Origin of the sequence: Aquimarina sp. MMG015 (assembly GCF_018100855.1) — a bacterium.
GTDB lineage: Bacteria > Bacteroidota > Bacteroidia > Flavobacteriales > Flavobacteriaceae > Aquimarina > Aquimarina latercula.
In genome coordinates, this window is record NZ_JAGJEB010000016.1 from 14,892 (window position 1) to 32,542 (window position 17,651).

13 protein-coding genes are annotated in these 17,651 nt (G+C 32.8%); 10 read left to right on the forward strand and 3 right to left on the reverse strand.

Annotation, left to right across the window (positions count from 1 at the left end):
• Positions 1 to 9: 9 nt before the first annotated feature.
• Together J8L88_RS21570 and J8L88_RS21575 are read right to left on the reverse strand one after the other, a co-directional pair.
• Positions 10 to 744, reverse strand: a complete 735-nt coding sequence (locus tag J8L88_RS21570) for a hypothetical protein (protein ID WP_027393952.1) — start codon at positions 742 to 744, stop codon at positions 10 to 12.
• Entirely contained in the window at positions 745 to 1,287 is a 543-nt protein-coding gene (locus tag J8L88_RS21575; protein ID WP_035085789.1) for an RNA polymerase sigma factor, read from the reverse strand.
• 107 nt (positions 1,288 to 1,394) lie between these two features.
• Here J8L88_RS21575 and J8L88_RS21580 point away from each other — a divergent pair, with 107 nt between their 5' ends.
• The 8 genes from J8L88_RS21580 to J8L88_RS21615 all read left to right on the forward strand — a co-directional run bounded on the left by J8L88_RS21580 (position 1,395) and on the right by J8L88_RS21615 (position 13,334).
• On the forward strand, positions 1,395 to 2,753 hold the full coding sequence (locus J8L88_RS21580) for an OmpA family protein (protein ID WP_118388878.1): 1,359 nt from the start codon (positions 1,395 to 1,397) through the stop codon (positions 2,751 to 2,753).
• Positions 2,754 to 2,844: 91 nt separating this feature from the next.
• Positions 2,845 to 3,579: a hypothetical protein gene (locus tag J8L88_RS21585; protein WP_027393950.1), complete on the forward strand. Its 735-nt coding sequence runs from the start codon at positions 2,845 to 2,847 to the stop codon at positions 3,577 to 3,579.
• Between the two features lie 437 nt (positions 3,580 to 4,016).
• Positions 4,017 to 4,994: a ribonucleotide-diphosphate reductase subunit beta gene (locus tag J8L88_RS21590; RefSeq protein ID WP_027393949.1), complete on the forward strand. Its 978-nt coding sequence runs from the start codon at positions 4,017 to 4,019 to the stop codon at positions 4,992 to 4,994.
• A 316-nt stretch (positions 4,995 to 5,310) separates the two neighbouring features.
• Positions 5,311 to 7,782, forward strand: a complete 2,472-nt coding sequence (locus tag J8L88_RS21595; RefSeq protein ID WP_211061816.1) for a ribonucleoside-diphosphate reductase subunit alpha — start codon at positions 5,311 to 5,313, stop codon at positions 7,780 to 7,782.
• 205 nt (positions 7,783 to 7,987) lie between these two features.
• Positions 7,988 to 8,485 (forward strand): zinc ribbon domain-containing protein, encoded by a 498-nt coding sequence (locus J8L88_RS21600; protein WP_211061817.1) that lies wholly within the window; start codon positions 7,988 to 7,990, stop codon positions 8,483 to 8,485.
• A 10-nt stretch (positions 8,486 to 8,495) separates the two neighbouring features.
• On the forward strand, positions 8,496 to 9,242 hold the full coding sequence (locus J8L88_RS21605; protein WP_211061818.1) for a CPBP family intramembrane glutamic endopeptidase: 747 nt from the start codon (positions 8,496 to 8,498) through the stop codon (positions 9,240 to 9,242).
• Positions 9,243 to 9,249: 7 nt separating this feature from the next.
• The gene (gene dgt, locus J8L88_RS21610) at positions 9,250 to 10,593 is read left to right on the forward strand and encodes a dGTP triphosphohydrolase (RefSeq protein WP_211061843.1); all 1,344 of its coding nucleotides are present in this window, start codon (positions 9,250 to 9,252) and stop codon (positions 10,591 to 10,593) included.
• 86 nt (positions 10,594 to 10,679) lie between these two features.
• Positions 10,680 to 13,334 carry a T9SS-dependent M36 family metallopeptidase gene (locus J8L88_RS21615; RefSeq protein WP_211061819.1) on the forward strand — a complete coding sequence of 885 codons (2,655 nt, stop codon included), beginning with the start codon at positions 10,680 to 10,682 and terminating at the stop codon, positions 13,332 to 13,334.
• A 1-nt stretch (position 13,335) separates the two neighbouring features.
• On the opposite strand, the gene J8L88_RS21620 is transcribed toward J8L88_RS21615, so the two are convergent.
• Positions 13,336 to 15,105: a 1-deoxy-D-xylulose-5-phosphate synthase gene (locus tag J8L88_RS21620; RefSeq protein ID WP_211061820.1), complete on the reverse strand. Its 1,770-nt coding sequence runs from the start codon at positions 15,103 to 15,105 to the stop codon at positions 13,336 to 13,338.
• Between the two features lie 159 nt (positions 15,106 to 15,264).
• On the opposite strand from J8L88_RS21620, the gene J8L88_RS21625 reads away from it, so the two are divergent.
• Together J8L88_RS21625 and J8L88_RS21630 are read left to right on the forward strand one after the other, a co-directional pair.
• Positions 15,265 to 15,714, forward strand: a complete 450-nt coding sequence (locus tag J8L88_RS21625; protein ID WP_108803452.1) for a nucleoside deaminase — start codon at positions 15,265 to 15,267, stop codon at positions 15,712 to 15,714.
• A gap of 16 nt (positions 15,715 to 15,730) precedes the next feature.
• Complete coding sequence (locus tag J8L88_RS21630) at positions 15,731 to 17,650, forward strand: DUF294 nucleotidyltransferase-like domain-containing protein (RefSeq protein ID WP_211061821.1); 1,920 nt, start codon at positions 15,731 to 15,733, stop codon at positions 17,648 to 17,650.
• Position 17,651 lies beyond the last annotated feature (1 nt).

Here is a 17,651-nt window from a genome sequence, read left to right on the forward strand (position 1 = left end):
CGTGTAGACTTATTTTAATTGACTTAAAAGTTTGTCGACATCACTTTTCTTAAAACTTCCAGTTTTAGACATTTCTTCTAATAAATTAATAGCTTCTTTTTTTCTATTCTCTTTTAGATAGGCTAGTGATAAATACCACTTTCCTCTTTCAGATAATTGATCTCCTAAAGAAATGTGTTGCTCTAATAATGGAATTGCCTCTTGGGTTTTATTAGACGCCAATAATGAATTTGCTTGGTATAATAAGAAGTAAGCACTTTTTGTTGTTTTAAATAGATTTCCAAATTGCTCTGCAGCTAATTCATAATTTTTACTTTCATATGAGGTAAATGCAATAGTCTCTTCATTGGTAGCTTCATCTCCACGAACAATAGGAGTAACTACATTTTTATAGGGTTCAAAATTTTCCGCATACAATTGATTGGTATCCACACCAAAAGGTTTTAGAAATGTAATGCCGCCAATAGCAACTACCAATAATATAGATGCAGCTACTAATAATTTTTTATAATTAAATAGCGGTATTACTTTGGTTTCCTTAGCTTCAATTTTAGCTTCAAAACCTGCTAGGCTATTTCTTAATCCATCTCTGTCTTCAACTCCAGCAACTAGATTAAGATCTTTAAGAAACTCAACATCTTTTCTAAAAGTAGTGTCGTTTTCTAAAAGATTGTCGAACTGATCTTTTTCCACAGGAGTCAGTTCTGATTGTAAATACTTGTCTATTAACTCTTCTCGTTCCATTTATGCGGGGGTTTTAATTGATTCTTTTAGGGATTTTAAACAACGGGATTTTTGGCTTTTTACTACGTTTTTGTTCTCATAGCCTAAGCTTTCAGTAATCTCGTCAATGGTTAGTCCCCGATAATAGAATAAGGTTAACATTTCTTGACAACGTTTTCCTAAATTTTTGAAATGTTGTCGTAATAATTCTTGTTGTGGAGTTAATTGAGGCTCCTCAAAAACCTCTTGAACATCAGATGTTTCTTTATAATCTACACTATTTTCATAAGAAACTGTTTTTTTCTGTTTTTTGAGTTGATCATAGATCATATATTTTCCAATGCTAAACAAATAGGTCTTAATAGAACTTTTGATAGTGTCTAGTTTACCATTAATAGCATGTTCGCGTAAGGCTATAAAAGCTTCTTGATATATATCTACAAGAGAATCATGATCTAGATCATATTTTTTTGCAAACTGCAAAAAAGCGTTGCGATACTCTGTGTATATTTTTTCTAAGGCTTGATTATGTCCTTTTTTTAACGTTAAGAGTTCTTCCTTCATACTTTGTGACCTGACAATAGGGTAATAGGTTCATCTTATTTTCCGAAGATAAAGTTAACCTTTTTTCTAAAACGTACACAAAGAGACAAAACCAAACAATTAGTATTATGAAAACTACAAAACAAATAATAGGAATAGCAGTGTTGTTTTTTATGATGTGTATACCTCAGAATATAGAAGCACAGTTTTGGAAAAAAGTAGCAAAAACTGCAGAAAGGGCGGCAGAAAAAACTGTTTTAAAGAAGACAGAAGAAAAAGTATCCAAAAAAACAAGTAAAACGATAGATGATACTGTTGATGGAAAACCTAAAAAGAAGAAAAAGAAGAACAAGAGCAAGAAAACTAAAAAGAAAAAGGGTGCTGTTATTTCTTCTGATAATGAAGTAGAACATGAAATAGGCGAAACAGATACCAAACCTTCTTTTGCAGCATATTCCAAGTTTGATTTTGTAGCTGGCGAAAATGTAATAGCATTCGAAGATTTTAGCCAAGACGAAATAGGAGATTTGCCTGCACGTTGGAATTCTTCGAACTCAGCAGAGGTTGTAACTTTAAATAATACAGAAGGACGTTTTATACAAATAGGTGCCGGAAAGGGGTCTTATGTTCCTGAATTTATAGAAGAGTTTCCTGAGAATTTTACTTTAGAATATGATGTAGTGTTTGATTATGATGTGTCTGAGTATGCGTATCAACGTGATTTAATGGTGGTGTTTTCTGATGTAGAAAATCCAGGGTATGAATTACAAGACCATACTCCAGGTAAAAATGGATTTGCTTTTGCTATTCGTGGAGGAAACAGCTATGGCGGAAAAGTAGATGTGCACAAATATTGTTCTGATAGTAAACTAAACTTAAGTTCAGATAAACAGATAGCTCAGTTGGATAAAAAGAATAATAGTAGAGGAGAAAAAATGCACATCTCTATTTGGAAACAAAAGCAACGAATGAGAATATATATTGATGAGAAAAAAGTGTTTGATATTCCAAGAGCATTTGAGAAAACTACTGTGCTTAAAAATGTAAAATTCTTTTCTCAAACAAAACCAGAAAACACATTCTATTATGTTGGTAATATAAGATATGCAGTGGGAAAACCTGATATGCGTAATAAATTAATTACAGAAGGGAAATTAGTCACTTACGGAATTACATTCGATACAGGAAAAGCATCTGTGAAATCTGCATCATATGGTACAATTAAAAAAATTGCAAAGATTCTTTCAGATAATCCTACTATCAAAGTGTCAATAACTGGTCATACAGATAAAGATGGAGATGAAGTTTTTAATCAAAAACTATCTAAAAAAAGAGCTGTTTCTGTAAAAAATGTTCTTGTGGATGAATTTGGGATTGATGGATCTAGGTTAGAAACCAATGGTAAAGGAGAAAGTGATCCTATTTCTAAAGAAAATACACTCGAAGCTAAAGCTAAAAATAGAAGGGTGGAGTTTAAAAAACTTTAATTTTTTTGAAAAAAAAAGTATTCGAAATGTTTACCTAAGTGGTTCGATGAATACTAAGAAGTAAATTATCTAACAATTAAAAGAAAAAATAATGAAAACAAAATTTAAAAGTATAAGTGTAATAGTGATGATGGCAATTGCAATAATGTTTCAATCCTGTAGCAGTGAGGATGATGGAGTAATTATTGAAAATGAAGATCAATTAGAGAATATTCAAGGTCGTATAGAACAGTATCAAGAATCTATTGAGAATATTGAGGCACCTGATGATATGGAACAATATGCTCAACAGAATACGTATGCTTCCAGTGCAGTATTTACGTTGTCGACTTTACAAGTACAAGCATTGGCATATTCGTCGGTTTTTCTTTCAATTCCAGGTGATGCAGAACAACAAAGTATTATAGGAAAAAATGGAAGAAATACTCGTACTTGGGTTTGGAGTTATGGTGGGGTTACATTGTATTACACGGTAACATCAGATGCTACTTATGATTATTTTACATACGATATAGAGGAATCTGGTGTCCGTAGAACCTTCTATGAAGGTAAAATAAGTAAAGATGGTAATTTCTATGATGTAAGATTCAATGGAGAAGGAGGAGACTTCGTATTAATGACATTTAGTAAAACAGGAAGCATTATCAACTTTAGCATAAAAGATCAGAGTGATAATGGGATAGAGCTTGTGTACAATGAAGTAGATCAATCAGGATCTATAAAAGCATTTGAGTTAGGAGTATTGACTGAAAGTTTTGTTTGGTTATCTGATGGGACAGGTACATATACAAATCATGCTACTGGAGAAACTTTTTCTTGGCCATAGAAGAAATAAAATAATAAAATACTGTTTTGGAAAAATCATATGTGAATAACGCATATGATTTTTCTTTTTTTTATTGTTTAAAACAATAAAAATTGATTTTTATTTACAATTATTAAGATGTGGTTTTGCCGTAAAATTGCTTGTTTTTTGGTTTTGTTTTTTTAGTGTAAAAAAACCTCGGTAACAGGTGAAAAATAAGTAGTTTTTGAGGTTACTAACAACGATGTTTATATCTTTTTTTTAACGATTAAATAATTGATTGTCAATATTTTAAATAAAACATATGAATTGTTGATTTTTATAGGTTAATTCCCTTCGTGTTGAAAACTTTGTTGAAAACGTTTCCTAATTTTTTGTGAAACTTCTAGAGCATTTTTTGATCTTTGTTAGTCCGTAGCGGAAACAAAAAAACATAGAACTAGCTTAAAGAAAAAAAGATGAATGCAGTAGAGCCAATTTTACAAGAAAATAAAGACAGATTTGTTATTTTTCCTATCAAACATCATGATATTTGGGATTGGTATAAAAAATCAGAAGCTAGTTTCTGGACAGCTGAAGAAATTGACTTACATCAGGATATTACTGACTGGGCAACTAAGTTAACAAATGACGAAAGATATTTTATTAAACACATTTTAGCATTTTTTGCAGCTTCAGACGGAATTGTGAATGAAAATTTAGCAGAGAATTTCGTAAATGAAGTTCAGTATAGCGAAGCAAAATTCTTTTATGGTTTTCAGATCATGATGGAGAATATTCATTCAGAAACATATTCGTTACTAATCGATACGTATGTAAAGGATGAAAAGGAGAAAGATATTTTATTTAAAGCAATAGATAATTTTCCTGCAATTAAGAAAAAAGCGGATTGGGCATTAAAATGGATCGAGTCGGATTCTTTTGCTGAGCGATTAATAGCTTTTGCAGCGGTAGAAGGTATTTTCTTCTCTGGAGCATTTTGTTCTATTTTTTGGTTAAAGAAACGTGGTTTAATGCCAGGTCTTACTTTTTCTAATGAACTAATTTCTAGAGACGAAGGAGTACATTGTGATTTTGCAGTACACCTACACAATAAACATTTAGTTAATAAAGTACCAAAAGATAGAATTAGAGAAATTATTGTAGATGCTCTTAATATAGAAAGAGAGTTTGTTACAGAATCTCTTCCGGTAAGTTTGATTGGTATGAATGCAAACCTAATGACTCAATATTTAGAGTTTGTTACCGATAGATTGTTGTCCGAATTAGAATGTGAAAAAGAATATGGAACTGCAAATCCATTTGATTTTATGGATATGATTTCATTGCAAGGGAAAACAAATTTCTTTGAAAAACGAGTGTCAGAATATCAAAAGGCAGGAGTTCTTAATAAAGATACAGAAGAAAATAAAATAAGTTTTGATGCTGATTTTTAATCTTTAGAAATCATTTCAAATTAAGGATATATTCATTCTGAGCTAATTAAGAATAGTACTTCTATTTAAATAGCGATTAGCTCAGTTTGATAAAGCTTTCTAAAAGCTTACAAAGAAACAAAAGAAGGCGAAAGTCATATAGTTATATTTTAATTAATGAGAATAACTCTGATTATCATAATACAGAGGCTTCATTTTAGTATCTGATTTCGGGGGAGATCAATTATAATTATAGCTTTCAAGAAAATAGAGGAATATAAACACAAATTAACACCATAGTTCTTCAGAAGAAGAATTTTATAAAAACCAAAAACGTATGTATGTAGTAAAAAGAGACGGTCACAAGGAGCCAATTATGTTTGACAAAATTACCGCAAGGGTAAGGAAGTTGTGTTATGGGTTAAACGCTCTCGTTGATCCAGTAAAGGTAGCGATGCGGGTAATAGAAGGCTTGTATGATGGGGTAACTACTAGTGAACTGGATAATCTTGCTGCAGAGATTGCTGCGACTATGACAATAGCACATCCAGACTATGCTAAGTTGGCTGCACGTATATCAGTTTCTAATTTACATAAAAATACAAAGAAGACATTTTCTGAAGTTGTTACAGATTTATATGAATATGTGAATCCAAGAACTGAGAAAAAAGCACCACTGATCTCGGATGAAGTATATGATGTGATCATGGCAAATAAAGAAAAGTTAGACTCTACAATTATTTATAATAGAGATTTTGGTTACGATTATTTTGGTTTTAAAACATTAGAGCGTTCTTACTTATTAAAAATTAATGGTCAGATTGCAGAACGTCCACAACATATGTTAATGAGAGTTTCAATTGGAATTCATCTAAATGATTTAGATGCAGCAATTGAGACCTATGAATTAATGTCTAAAAAATACTTTACACACGCTACACCTACGTTATTTAATTCCGGAACTCCAAAACCACAAATGTCATCTTGTTTCTTATTGGCAACAAAAGATGATAGTATTGATGGAATCTATGACACGTTGAAACAAACAGCGAAGATTTCACAATCTGCTGGAGGAATTGGATTGTCTATACATAATGTTAGAGCTACAGGATCTTATATTGCAGGTACTAATGGGACATCGAATGGTATAGTTCCTATGTTACGTGTATTTAATGATACCGCGCGTTATGTAGATCAAGGTGGAGGAAAGCGTAAAGGTTCTTTTGCTATTTATGTAGAACCATGGCATGCAGATATATTTGATTTCTTAGATCTTAAGAAAAACCATGGTAAAGAAGAAATGCGTGCTCGTGATTTATTCTATGCAATGTGGATTCCGGATCTATTTATGAAACGTGTACAAGAAGATGCAGAATGGACATTAATGTGTCCTAATGAATGTCCAGGATTATTTGATATTCATAGTGATGAATTCGAAAAAGAATATTTACGTTTCGAAGCAGAAGGAAAAGGGCGTAGAACTATAAAAGCTCGTGAGCTTTGGGAGAAAATTCTAGAATCTCAGATTGAAACTGGAACTCCATACATGTTGTATAAAGATGCGGCAAATCGTAAATCTAATCAGCAGAATTTGGGAACTATTCGTTCTTCTAACTTGTGTACAGAAATTATGGAGTACACTAGTCCTGATGAGGTAGCAGTATGTAATTTGGCATCTATTGCGTTACCAATGTTTGTAAAAAATGGAGCATTTGATCACGAAGAGCTTTTTAGAATTACAAAACGAGTAACAAAAAACTTAAATAAAGTAATAGATCGTAATTATTATCCTGTAAAAGAAGCTGAGAATTCTAATATGCGTCATCGTCCTATTGGATTAGGAGTACAAGGACTTGCGGATACTTTTATTCAATTGCGTATGCCTTTTACTAGTGATGAGGCTAAGAAACTGAATCAAGAAATTTTTGAAACTTTATATTTTGCTGCAGTAACAGCGTCTATGGAAGAAGCTACTGCAGATGGTCCATATCAATCTTATGAAGGATCACCAATATCTAAAGGAGAATTCCAACATAATTTATGGGGAATTAAAGATGAAGAATTAAGTGGACGTTGGGATTGGGCTAGTCTTAGAAAAGAAGTGCTGGAGAATGGAGTTCGTAACTCATTATTAGTTGCTCCAATGCCAACAGCATCAACTTCTCAGATTTTAGGAAATAACGAAGCGTTTGAGCCTTACACAAGTAATATCTATACAAGACGTGTGTTATCTGGTGAATTTATTGTAGTAAATAAACATTTATTAGAAGATTTAGTAAAATTAAATTTATGGAGCGATGATCTTAAGGATGCTATTATGCGTGCCAATGGATCTATCCAGAATATAGATATCATTCCTCAAGACCTTAAAGAGTTGTATAAAACAGTTTGGGAATTGAGTATGAAGGATATTATAGATATGTCTCGTCATAGAGGATATTTTATAGATCAATCGCAGTCGCTAAACTTATTTATGGAAGGTGCTACGATGGCAAAACTTACTTCAATGCATTTCTATGCTTGGAAGAGTGGATTAAAAACAGGTATGTATTACCTGAGAACAAAATCTGCAGTAGATGCAATTAAGTTTACGCTTAAGACTGAAAAGAAAGAACAACCACAAGCGGAGCAAGTAGCAGTGGCAGCGGCTCAAGTAATGGAAGCGCAATCAGCTTCTAAAACAGAAGAGCAGCCAGAAGCTGTGCAGGTTTCTGCAGAAGGTACCTCCTTAACTCCAGAAGAATTGAAAGCGTTAATAGCGCAATCAAAAGAAGCTGAAGGGGATGATTGTTTAATGTGTGGGTCTTAATTAAGACCATTTAAATAGGGCAAAAGGGAAGTTTTCTGTATAGAAGCTTCCCTTTTTTGTTTAATTGTAATTTTTATTTCTAAAATAGCGCAGTAACAAATCCATTGATAATGACACTTACGTAAGAGAAGAGCTTCTTTAATTTATATATAAAATTAAAAAGTATCTTGTGATTAATACCCTTAGATTTATATAACTTACGATTATGGAAGAAATAACTATCCAACGACCATTATGTTCACAATGTAATACCGAAATCAATTTAGAATCTAAATTTTGTACAGAATGTGGTTTTCCAGAAAATGGTGATGAAAAAGAAAAAGCCATTTATCACGCTCGAAAGGCGATGAAGAAAAATCAAATAATGGATGATCATAAAAGGATTAATTCTGCTAGAAAAACATTGTATTGGATGGCCGGAATTAGTTTTGTAGTTGGTTTAATTTATTTTTTTAGAACTCAAGATACTGGAGAGTTAATAGCACAAATGGTAATAGCTGCTATATATTTGGTGCTCGCATATTGGTCACAAAAAAAACCTTTTGCAGCAATTTTATCAGGATTGTTACTTTATCTTACCATTTTGGCAATCATAACTATTGCAGAACCTACGACAATTTTTAAAGGTATTATATTCAAAATTGTTATAATCGCTTTTTTAGCAAAGGGAGTATATTCTGCTTCTCAATACTCCAAGAAGTAAGTTAAATAATATGATTTGTAAAACGTGTAATACATCTTTGGATAATGTGAGGAATTTTTGTCCAAATTGTGGAGCTTCAATAAAAAAAATAGTACAAAAAGAAAAAAGTCAGCAGCTTAATTTAGTGATTGCTTTTTATATAGTGATGCTTCTTTTTCTTGTGATTAATTATTTTGTATATCAAGATGATACTTCTTTGATTCAAGAGATCGCAGTCGAAAGTGTTTTTGCACTATTGATGATTGGTTTTGCTTTTTTCGATTTTAAGAATATTATAAAATTATATAGGTTTCCCAAAATTCAACCCTTAGCTCTTTTAGGATATCTATTAGTACCTGTAGCCAGTGGTTTTGTGGTGTATTATGCTGTAGAGTTTATTAATGTCCAATTATCTGATGAATCATATAATTACTATTTAGGATATATTGATTATCCTAATCCTATGTTTTGGGCAATTCTTTTTGTTGCGATCTTTCCACCAGTTTTTGAGGAGTTAGGGTTTAGAGGTTTTTTATACAATCAATTAAATCAAATAACTAGTACCAGAGTTGCCATAATTCTTACATCCTTTATTTTTGCATTGATTCATTTTTCTATAATATCATTATTATGGATTTTTCCATTTGGGCTTTTGTTAGGTTATTTAAGGCATAAATACAATACTTTATGGATAGGGATGATAATTCATTTCATACATAACTTCATAGTGTTATATTTGGACTATTATTATTACAATAGCACATTGTTAGAATTCTGATTGTATGATGAACTGGGAACAGCTCCTATCCTTAAAAAGACAGGGAGATACGAATAAAAGATTACGTAAAGAACAAGATGAAACTAGATTAGGTTTTGAGGTAGATTATGATAGAATTATATTTTCTTCGGCATTTAGGAGTTTACAGGATAAAACTCAGGTAATCCCTTTATCTAAAACTAGTTTTGTTCATACTAGATTAACCCATAGTTTAGAGGTGTCCGTAGTAGGTCGTTCTCTAGGCAGAGTAGTAGGAAAAAAAATTTTAGAAAAACATCCGCATCTTTCTACCATTCACGGATATCAATTTAATGATTTTGGAGCTATTGTGGCGGCTGCTTCTTTATCTCATGATATCGGGAATCCTCCGTTTGGACATTCGGGAGAAAAAGCGATAGGAGAATATTTTGCTACCGGAAAAGGTAAAATGTATAAAGAATATTTGACTCCAAAACAATATCAAGATCTTATAGATTTTGAAGGAAATGCAAATGGTTTCAAGATTTTAACAGAATCTAGACAAGGTATAGAAGGAGGTTTACGACTATCATATGCTACGTTAGGAGCCTTTATGAAATATCCTAAAGAATCGTTGCCTAAAAAACCAACCTCACATATTGCACATAAGAAATTCGGCTATTTTCAAAACGAAACAAGCTTTTTTAAAGAAGTAGCAGAAGAAATGGGGTTACTTTCTCAAAAAATAGGAGATGAAATCACCTATAGCCGCCATCCATTAACTTTTTTGGTAGAAGCTGCTGATGATATTTGTTATACCATTATTGATTTTGAAGATGGTATTAATTTAGGATTGATACAAGAAGAGTATGCGCTAGAATATCTTATCAAGTTAGTAAAGGATACAATCAATACATCAAAATATAATAGTCTGATCACTACAGCTGATCGCCTAAGTTATTTAAGAGCATTAGCAATTAATACCTTGATACAAGAAGCTTCAAATATCTTTTTAGAACACGAAGAAGAGATACTAAAAGGAGATTTTGATGAGGCACTTATTGATAAGAGTAAGTATGAGGCACAAATCGATGATATTATTAAAATTAGCGTTGCTAAAATTTATCAAAGTTCAGAAGTAGTAGAAAAAGAAATTGCAGGATACGAGATTCTCGCTACTCTTTTAGATAGGTACTGTACAGCAACAAATCATTTTATTAATCAACAGGCTTCTAATTATGATAAATTAATTTTGAAAGCTGAAGGAAATAATTTCGACTATGCTAATGATGACTTATATACTAGGTTAATAAGCATAAGTAATTATGTGGCAAGCCTAACCGATGGTAATGCATTGTTAAAATTTCAGAAGATCAAAGGGTTAGGGATTTAATTTTTAACCTTTAGAATTTGTTTTTTCCTTACTTTTAGGCAACATAATGAATTAAAAATATAATTCTCTTTCAAATAATTATAAGGATGAAACGATTTTACTATAGTATTTTATTTTCTATATTATTTTTCAGTTCGTTTACAATTTACGGACAATTATCAAATCTTCAGCTTATTAAAGATTACTTGATAGAAGAAGGGATGTCTTCAGATGATGTTTCTGAACTTCGGGTTCAGAGAGAATCGTTTTCTAAAAGCTTAAAAGCTACCAATGTTTATGTTATTCAGGAATACAAAGAAATTCCGATTTATAATGCCATTGGAAGTTTTGTTATTAAAAATGGAAAAGTACATGTATTCAATGGGAAGTTATATAATAATCTTTCTAAAAAGATAAACACAATAACTCCCAGTATTTTACCACCTGATGCCGTACGACAAGTTGCTTCTAATATAGGAATTAACACTCCAATTAACCTAAAAAGTATTAATAATAAGAAAGGTAGTTTTGTTTATAAAGATGAAAATATTTCTCAAGAGGAGATACCTGTTCGGTCTATGTATGTTTTTAAAAATGATGAATTAGTACTCTCCTGGGATGTGAGTATATTTATGATCAGCGGAGAACATTGGTATAGCATTAGAGTAGATGCTACCACGGGAGAGGTGTTGGATAAAACAGACTGGATAACAGAATGTTCTTTTGAATATAACGAAAATTATAAAGGACATAGAAGTCATGTTTCTGAGAATACTTTTGGACTAAAGCAAGAATATAATTTTTTGATGGAAGGAAGTTATAATGTATATCCTATACCTGCTATAGAGAGTCCAAATCATGGAAATAGAGTCCTTGTTACAAATCCTGCAGAAGCTACAGCATCTCCTTTTGGTTGGCATGATACTAATGGAATAGATGGGGTAGAGTTTACAACTACAAGAGGAAATAATGTAATAGCCTCAGAAGATGTAAATGCTAATAATGGTATTGGAAATCTTGCAGAGGGTGGTGCAAACTTGATATTTGATTTTCCTTTTGATGAAGATGCGTTAGTTGAAAATTTTGAAGAAGCATCAATTACAAATCTTTTTTACGCCAATAATGTTGCACACGATGTTTGGTATCAATATGGTTTTGACGAAACAGCAGGAAATTTTCAGTTTAATAATTATGGAAAAGGAGGATCTGGCAGTGATGAGGTGTTTGCAGATGCCCAAGATGGATCTGGATTTAATAATGCAAATTTTGGAACACCGCCAGATGGTTTAAATCCAAGAATGCAAATGTTTTTATGGAACCCAACACCTGATCCAGCGGTAAATACTTTCGTGGTTAACGGAGGGACGTTATCAGGGTCTTATGTTACCGTCGATAATTCGTTTAATCCGGGTCATGTTGATGCGCCTGAGTTTCCTAGCGGACTTACAGCGAATTTAGTACTTGCTATTGACGATGATTCGTCTGTAGATGCTAATGATATTTGTTCTGATATTATAAACGTATCTTCACTTAACGGAAGGATTGCAGTTGTACGAAGAGGGAATTGTAATTTTGACGATAAAGTGGCTAGATGTCAAGTTGCAGGAGCTGTTGCGGTTTTAGTAGTGAATAATGTAGCAGGAGATCCAATTGCCATGGGAGGAGATGATGGTAGCATTACTATTCCTGCAGTTATGATCGGAAGAGATGATGGAGAAGCTCTGATTACAGAAATGACTTCTAATACAATAAATGTTACACTTTCTGATGTTGGAAGAAACTTTTTTGCTGAGGATAGTAGTTTTGATAATGGTATAGTGATTCACGAATACGGACACGGTATTTCTAACCGTTTAACAGGTGGAGCTAATAACTCTGGTTGTTTAACTTCCTGTGTTCAATTTGATCCAGATGGAAACTGTACACAAGCTACGGAACAGATGGGTGAAGGATGGTCGGATTGGTTTGCATTGATGATGACTATCGAATCTGGAGATGCAGCAGAAGATAGTAGAGGAATAGGAACCTATGCTGTGGGTCAACCAACTACTGGAGACGGTATTAGACCTTTTCCTTATAGCACAAATATGACGATTAATCCAGTAACGTATGAGGATACAAATGATATAAATAATTTTTCGGCACCCCACGGAGTTGGATCTATTTGGGCATCCATGATTTGGGATCTTACGTGGGCATTGATCGAGAGAGATGGGTTTGATCCAGATTTATATAATGGTACAGGTGGAAATAATCTGGCGATGCAGTTGATTGTAGATGGATTAAAACTTCAATCCTGTAATCCTGGTTTTGTCGATGGTCGTGATGCTATTCTTATGGCAGATGAAATGGCAAATTCTGGAGCCAATGTATGTTTAATCTGGGAAGTTTTTGCAAGAAGAGGTTTAGGTTGGAGTGCTACTCAAGGTGATTCGCTTAGTAGAACGGATCAAATTGAAGCATTCGATATTCCACCTTCTTCAGAAATTTCTTGTTTTCTTAGTGTAGAAGATTTTGACGAAAATATTTTCAGAATCACACCAAACCCGTCAAGTGGCAATTTTGTTATTAATGTATCCAAGGGTTATGGAGAGAGTAATGTAAGGATTTTTGATATTGATGGAAGAGTGGTTTTTGAGCAAGATATTCTCCTTAATAATTCCTACAGTATTAACGCACCAAATTTAGGTACAGGAATTTATATATTACAAATAGTAACTGGTGAAGGCGATAGATTCGCTACTAAGATCGTAATACAATAGTTTAATTCAGATTGATAATAGTCTCTTTTATCTTTTCTACAGAAATACCACAAATTTCTTGTAATTCTTCTGTAGTTCCTTGATGTATAAAGTGATCCGGTACTCCAAGGGTGATTATCCTATTTTGAAAATTATGATGATTCGCAAAATCTATAATAGTACTTCCAAAACCTCCTTTGATAACACCATCTTCTGCCGTTATAATAGTAGTATGTTTTCGTAGTATTTCTTTTAATAATTCAGAATCTAAAGGTTTTATAAAGCAAAAATGGTAGTGACTTATTGTTTTGTCGATGTGTTTTAACGCATCTATAATGTTATTCGCTATTGTTCCTGTCGATAAGATAGCTATTTTCGAAATTTCATTTCTTAAACACTTTCCTTTTCCTATTGAAATTTCTGTCATAGGAACTTTCCAATCTATTATTTTTCCTCTACCTCTAGGATATCTAATTGCTATTGGATTTTTTAACCCTAATGTACTCGTATAAATAAGGTTTCTTAACTCAATTTCATTCGCCGGTGCTGCTATAATCATATTAGGAATACAGTTCAGATATGCAATGTCAAAAACACCATGGTGTGTTGCACCATCTGCTCCAACTAACCCAGCGCGATCAATACAGAAAATTACAGGTAGATTCTGTAATGCTACATCATGGATTAATTGATCATAAGCACGCTGTAAAAATGTAGAATAGATGGTACAGAAAGGTATTAATCCTTGCGTTGCCATTCCAGCAGCTAACGTGATTGCATGTTGTTCGGCAATACCAACATCAAATGCTCTATCTGGCATTTCTTGCATCATATATTTTAAAGAACTACCGGTTGGCATTGCGGGTGTTATCCCAATGATCTTTTCGTTTTTTCTAGCCAGTTCTAGAATAGTATACCCAAATACATCTTGAAATTTAGGAGGTTGTTGAATATCTTTTTTAGGAATTAATTCTCCTGTATGCGCATCAAATTTTCCGGGTGCGTGATAAGTAACCTGGTTTTCTTCTGCTTGTTTAAGCCCTTTTCCCTTAGTAGTTATAATGTGTAAGAGTTTTGGACCTTTTATAGTCTTTAATTTTTCGAGTGTTTTTAATAAAGTTGGTAAATCATGTCCATCTATTGGGCCAAAGTATTTAAAATTCAAGGCTTCAATAATATTATCGGTTTTAGGTTTGTAACCAACTCTAGCTTTGGTTAAGTATTCTTTCAAAGCTCCTACACTTGGATCAATTCCAATTGAATTATCGTTTAAAATAATTAGCATATTGGCATCTGTTACTCCAGCATGATTTAACCCTTCAAAAGCCATTCCACTGGCGATAGAAGCATCTCCAATTACCGCAATATGTTGTTTGACACTATTGCCTTTCAGTTTTGAGGCAATAGCCATTCCCAAAGTAGCAGAAATAGAAGTAGAAGAATGTCCAACACCAAAAGTATCATATTCACTTTCACTTCGTTTAGGAAATCCACTAATACCGTTTAATTGTCGATTGGTATGAAATAAACTTTTCCTTCCTGTAAGTATCTTATGAGGATATGCTTGATGTCCAACATCCCAGACTAATAAATCATTTGGAGTATCAAAAATGTAATGTAAAGCAATCGTAAGTTCTATAACACCTAAACTAGCGCCTAAATGTCCTTCTTTACTGGCTACAATGTTAATCACAAAGTTTCGTAACTCTTTCGCTAAATCTGGTAATTGATTAGTTGATAGTTTACGGAGATCTTCTGGATAATTAATATGTGAAAGTAGTGTGTCTTTCATTCAGTAAAAGTACTATTTTGAAATGAGCTGTAACAGTCTCTAATCGGTAATTCTAATGAGATCCCGTAAAATTAATTAAGACAGTTTCTTATAAAGCTGAATACATTGAAAATAAGAAGGATTATATTTATTAGTTTTACTTTAAATTAAAATAAGTTTATGTTTGATCCATACGATGACTCACATTTTATGAGAAAGGCACTTCAGGAAGCCGAAGTAGCCTATGAAAAAGGAGAAATACCTATAGGAGCTGTGATAGTAGTTTCTGATAGAATTATTGCTAGAGCACATAACTTAACAGAGCTATTAAATGATGTAACGGCTCATGCCGAAATGCAAGCTATTACGGCAGCTGCAAATTTTTTAGGTGGGAAGTATTTAAAAGAATGTACGTTGTATGTGACAATAGAACCATGTCAAATGTGCGCCGGTGCCTTGTTTTGGAGTCAGATCGGTAAAATAGTATACGGAGCAAGGGATGAACAACGCGGGTGTATAAACATGGGGACAAAATTACATCCTAAAACCAAAATGACAGGGGGTGTATTAGAAGAAGAGTGTAGTGAAATACTTAAACGCTTTTTTATTGAAAAACGTAATTTAAATTGATACTAATGATATCTTCATGAAAAATACAATTGCAGAACGAATTCAGGATTTTTTGAAACAGTTTCCACCTTTCAATATGTTGAGAAAGGAAGAATTATTAATGATTTCTGGTCAGATTCGAGTATTGTATTTAGAGAAGGGAGAGTATGTGTTTAATCAAGGTGAAAAGTGCCACGATGAATTTTATATAGTAAGAGAGGGAGCAATTGGATTATACAGAAACATTGGAAACGAAAAGGATTTAGTAGATATATGTGATACCGGAGATCTTTTTGGGCTTCGTATCATGATTATTAAAAAGAATTATAGAATGGCCTCTTTAGCCAATGAAGAGTCTATAGTGTATGCAATTCCATCATCAGTTTTCAAACCCTTTATTGATCAGAATAAAGACGTAAATACGTTTCTGCTAGAAACATTTGCAACCCATGCGAGAAACTATTATACGGAGACAGAAAAGGGGAAAAGAATAGATAATACGATATCCATTGATACGGCAAATGATCTTTCTACTTTGCGGACAATTTCTTATCGCAAAAAACCACTAACATGTAATTCATCTACTATTGTAAAGGATATTGCTTTAGAAATGAACAAACGTAAAGTAGATGCAGTAGTCGTTGCGGATGAAAATAAATACCCAATAGGTATCGTAACTGATAGTGATCTTAGAGCAAAAGTAGCTACAGGTTTGTTTCCGGCTACTGCAATGGTTACAGAGATTATGAATACTCCAGTTAAAACATATGCTAAAAAGTTGACCGTAGCCGAAGCACAAATTGCGTTAATCAAAAATAATATTAGTCATCTTTGTATAACTAAGGATGGAACTCGCAGTTCAAAGCTAGTTGGCGTTTTTTCTAATCATGATTTGTTAGTGTCTTTTGGAAATAATCCTTCCGTATTGATTAAGGAGATTAAGAGAGCTAAAAAAATACAACGACTTAGATATATTAGGAAGCAGTTAGAAAGATTGTTAAAAACATATTTAGAACAAGATATTCCAACATTACATATCTTAAATCTTATTTCAGAAGTTAATGATGCATTGGTAATTAGAGCAATCGAATTATCATTAAAAGAAATGCCAGAAAAACCACCAGTGAAGTTTAGTTTTTTAGTTTTAGGTAGTCAAGGAAGAAGAGAACAGTTGTTGTTAACTGATCAAGATAATGCCATTGTATTCGAAGATGTTAGCGAAGGTATATATGAATCAACTCAACGCTACTTTTTAGAATTAGCGCGAATAATTACTAAAAGCTTACACACAATTGGTTTTGAGTATTGTCCAGCAGAAATGATGGCAAGTAACCCAAGATGGTGCATGTCTGCTATGGAATGGGAAATGCAGTTTAGAAATTGGATGACAACCCCAACGGAAGAAAGTACCTTATTGTCATCAATATTCTTTGATTTTCAGTTAGTATATGGAGATCCATATATGGTAAATCAGCTATCTGATGTGGTTTTTGATGGAGTTAATAAAAGTAAAAGGTTTTTAGGATTGTTGGGAGTTAGTGCATTACAAAAACCATCGCCTTTAGGTTTTTTTAAGCAGTTTTTGGTTGAACAAAATGGAGAACATAAGGATACTTTTGATATCAAAACAAGAGCTATGATGGTATTGATCGATGGAGCAAGAATTTTATCACTATATCATAATTTAAAAGGAGTTAATAATACATTACTTCGGTATGAAAAACTTGCAATACTAGAACCAAATAACAAGGAGCTTTTTGAGAGTTGTGCAAAGGCCTTTAGAGTGCTACTTAAGTTTAGAACACGTCAGGGGTTAATTCATAAAGACTCTGGGAGATTTATTAAATTAAATACATTGAGTAAAAGTGATAAACTAAAGCTTAAAAGATGTTTTAAGCCCATACGGGATATTCAAGAGGTGTTAAGAGTACGTTTTCAGTTAAAAACATTAATGTAGT

What these genes read in the sequence shown, in the direction of transcription:
- J8L88_RS21620 (WP_211061820.1), bottom strand. Translation starts at nt 15,105, where the DNA reads ATGAAAGACACACTACTTTCACATATTAATTATCCAGAAGATCTCCGT.
- J8L88_RS21595 (WP_211061816.1), top strand. Translation starts at nt 5,311, where the DNA reads ATGTATGTAGTAAAAAGAGACGGTCACAAGGAGCCAATTATGTTTGAC.
- J8L88_RS21570 (WP_027393952.1), bottom strand. Translation starts at nt 744, where the DNA reads ATGGAACGAGAAGAGTTAATAGACAAGTATTTACAATCAGAACTGACT.
- J8L88_RS21630 (WP_211061821.1), top strand. Translation starts at nt 15,731, where the DNA reads ATGAAAAATACAATTGCAGAACGAATTCAGGATTTTTTGAAACAGTTT.
- dgt (WP_211061843.1), top strand. Translation starts at nt 9,250, where the DNA reads ATGAACTGGGAACAGCTCCTATCCTTAAAAAGACAGGGAGATACGAAT.
- J8L88_RS21600 (WP_211061817.1), top strand. Translation starts at nt 7,988, where the DNA reads ATGGAAGAAATAACTATCCAACGACCATTATGTTCACAATGTAATACC.
- J8L88_RS21590 (WP_027393949.1), top strand. Translation starts at nt 4,017, where the DNA reads ATGAATGCAGTAGAGCCAATTTTACAAGAAAATAAAGACAGATTTGTT.
- J8L88_RS21580 (WP_118388878.1), top strand. Translation starts at nt 1,395, where the DNA reads ATGAAAACTACAAAACAAATAATAGGAATAGCAGTGTTGTTTTTTATG.
- J8L88_RS21585 (WP_027393950.1), top strand. Translation starts at nt 2,845, where the DNA reads ATGAAAACAAAATTTAAAAGTATAAGTGTAATAGTGATGATGGCAATT.
- J8L88_RS21605 (WP_211061818.1), top strand. Translation starts at nt 8,496, where the DNA reads ATGATTTGTAAAACGTGTAATACATCTTTGGATAATGTGAGGAATTTT.
- J8L88_RS21625 (WP_108803452.1), top strand. Translation starts at nt 15,265, where the DNA reads ATGTTTGATCCATACGATGACTCACATTTTATGAGAAAGGCACTTCAG.
- J8L88_RS21575 (WP_035085789.1), bottom strand. Translation starts at nt 1,287, where the DNA reads ATGAAGGAAGAACTCTTAACGTTAAAAAAAGGACATAATCAAGCCTTA.
- J8L88_RS21615 (WP_211061819.1), top strand. Translation starts at nt 10,680, where the DNA reads ATGAAACGATTTTACTATAGTATTTTATTTTCTATATTATTTTTCAGT.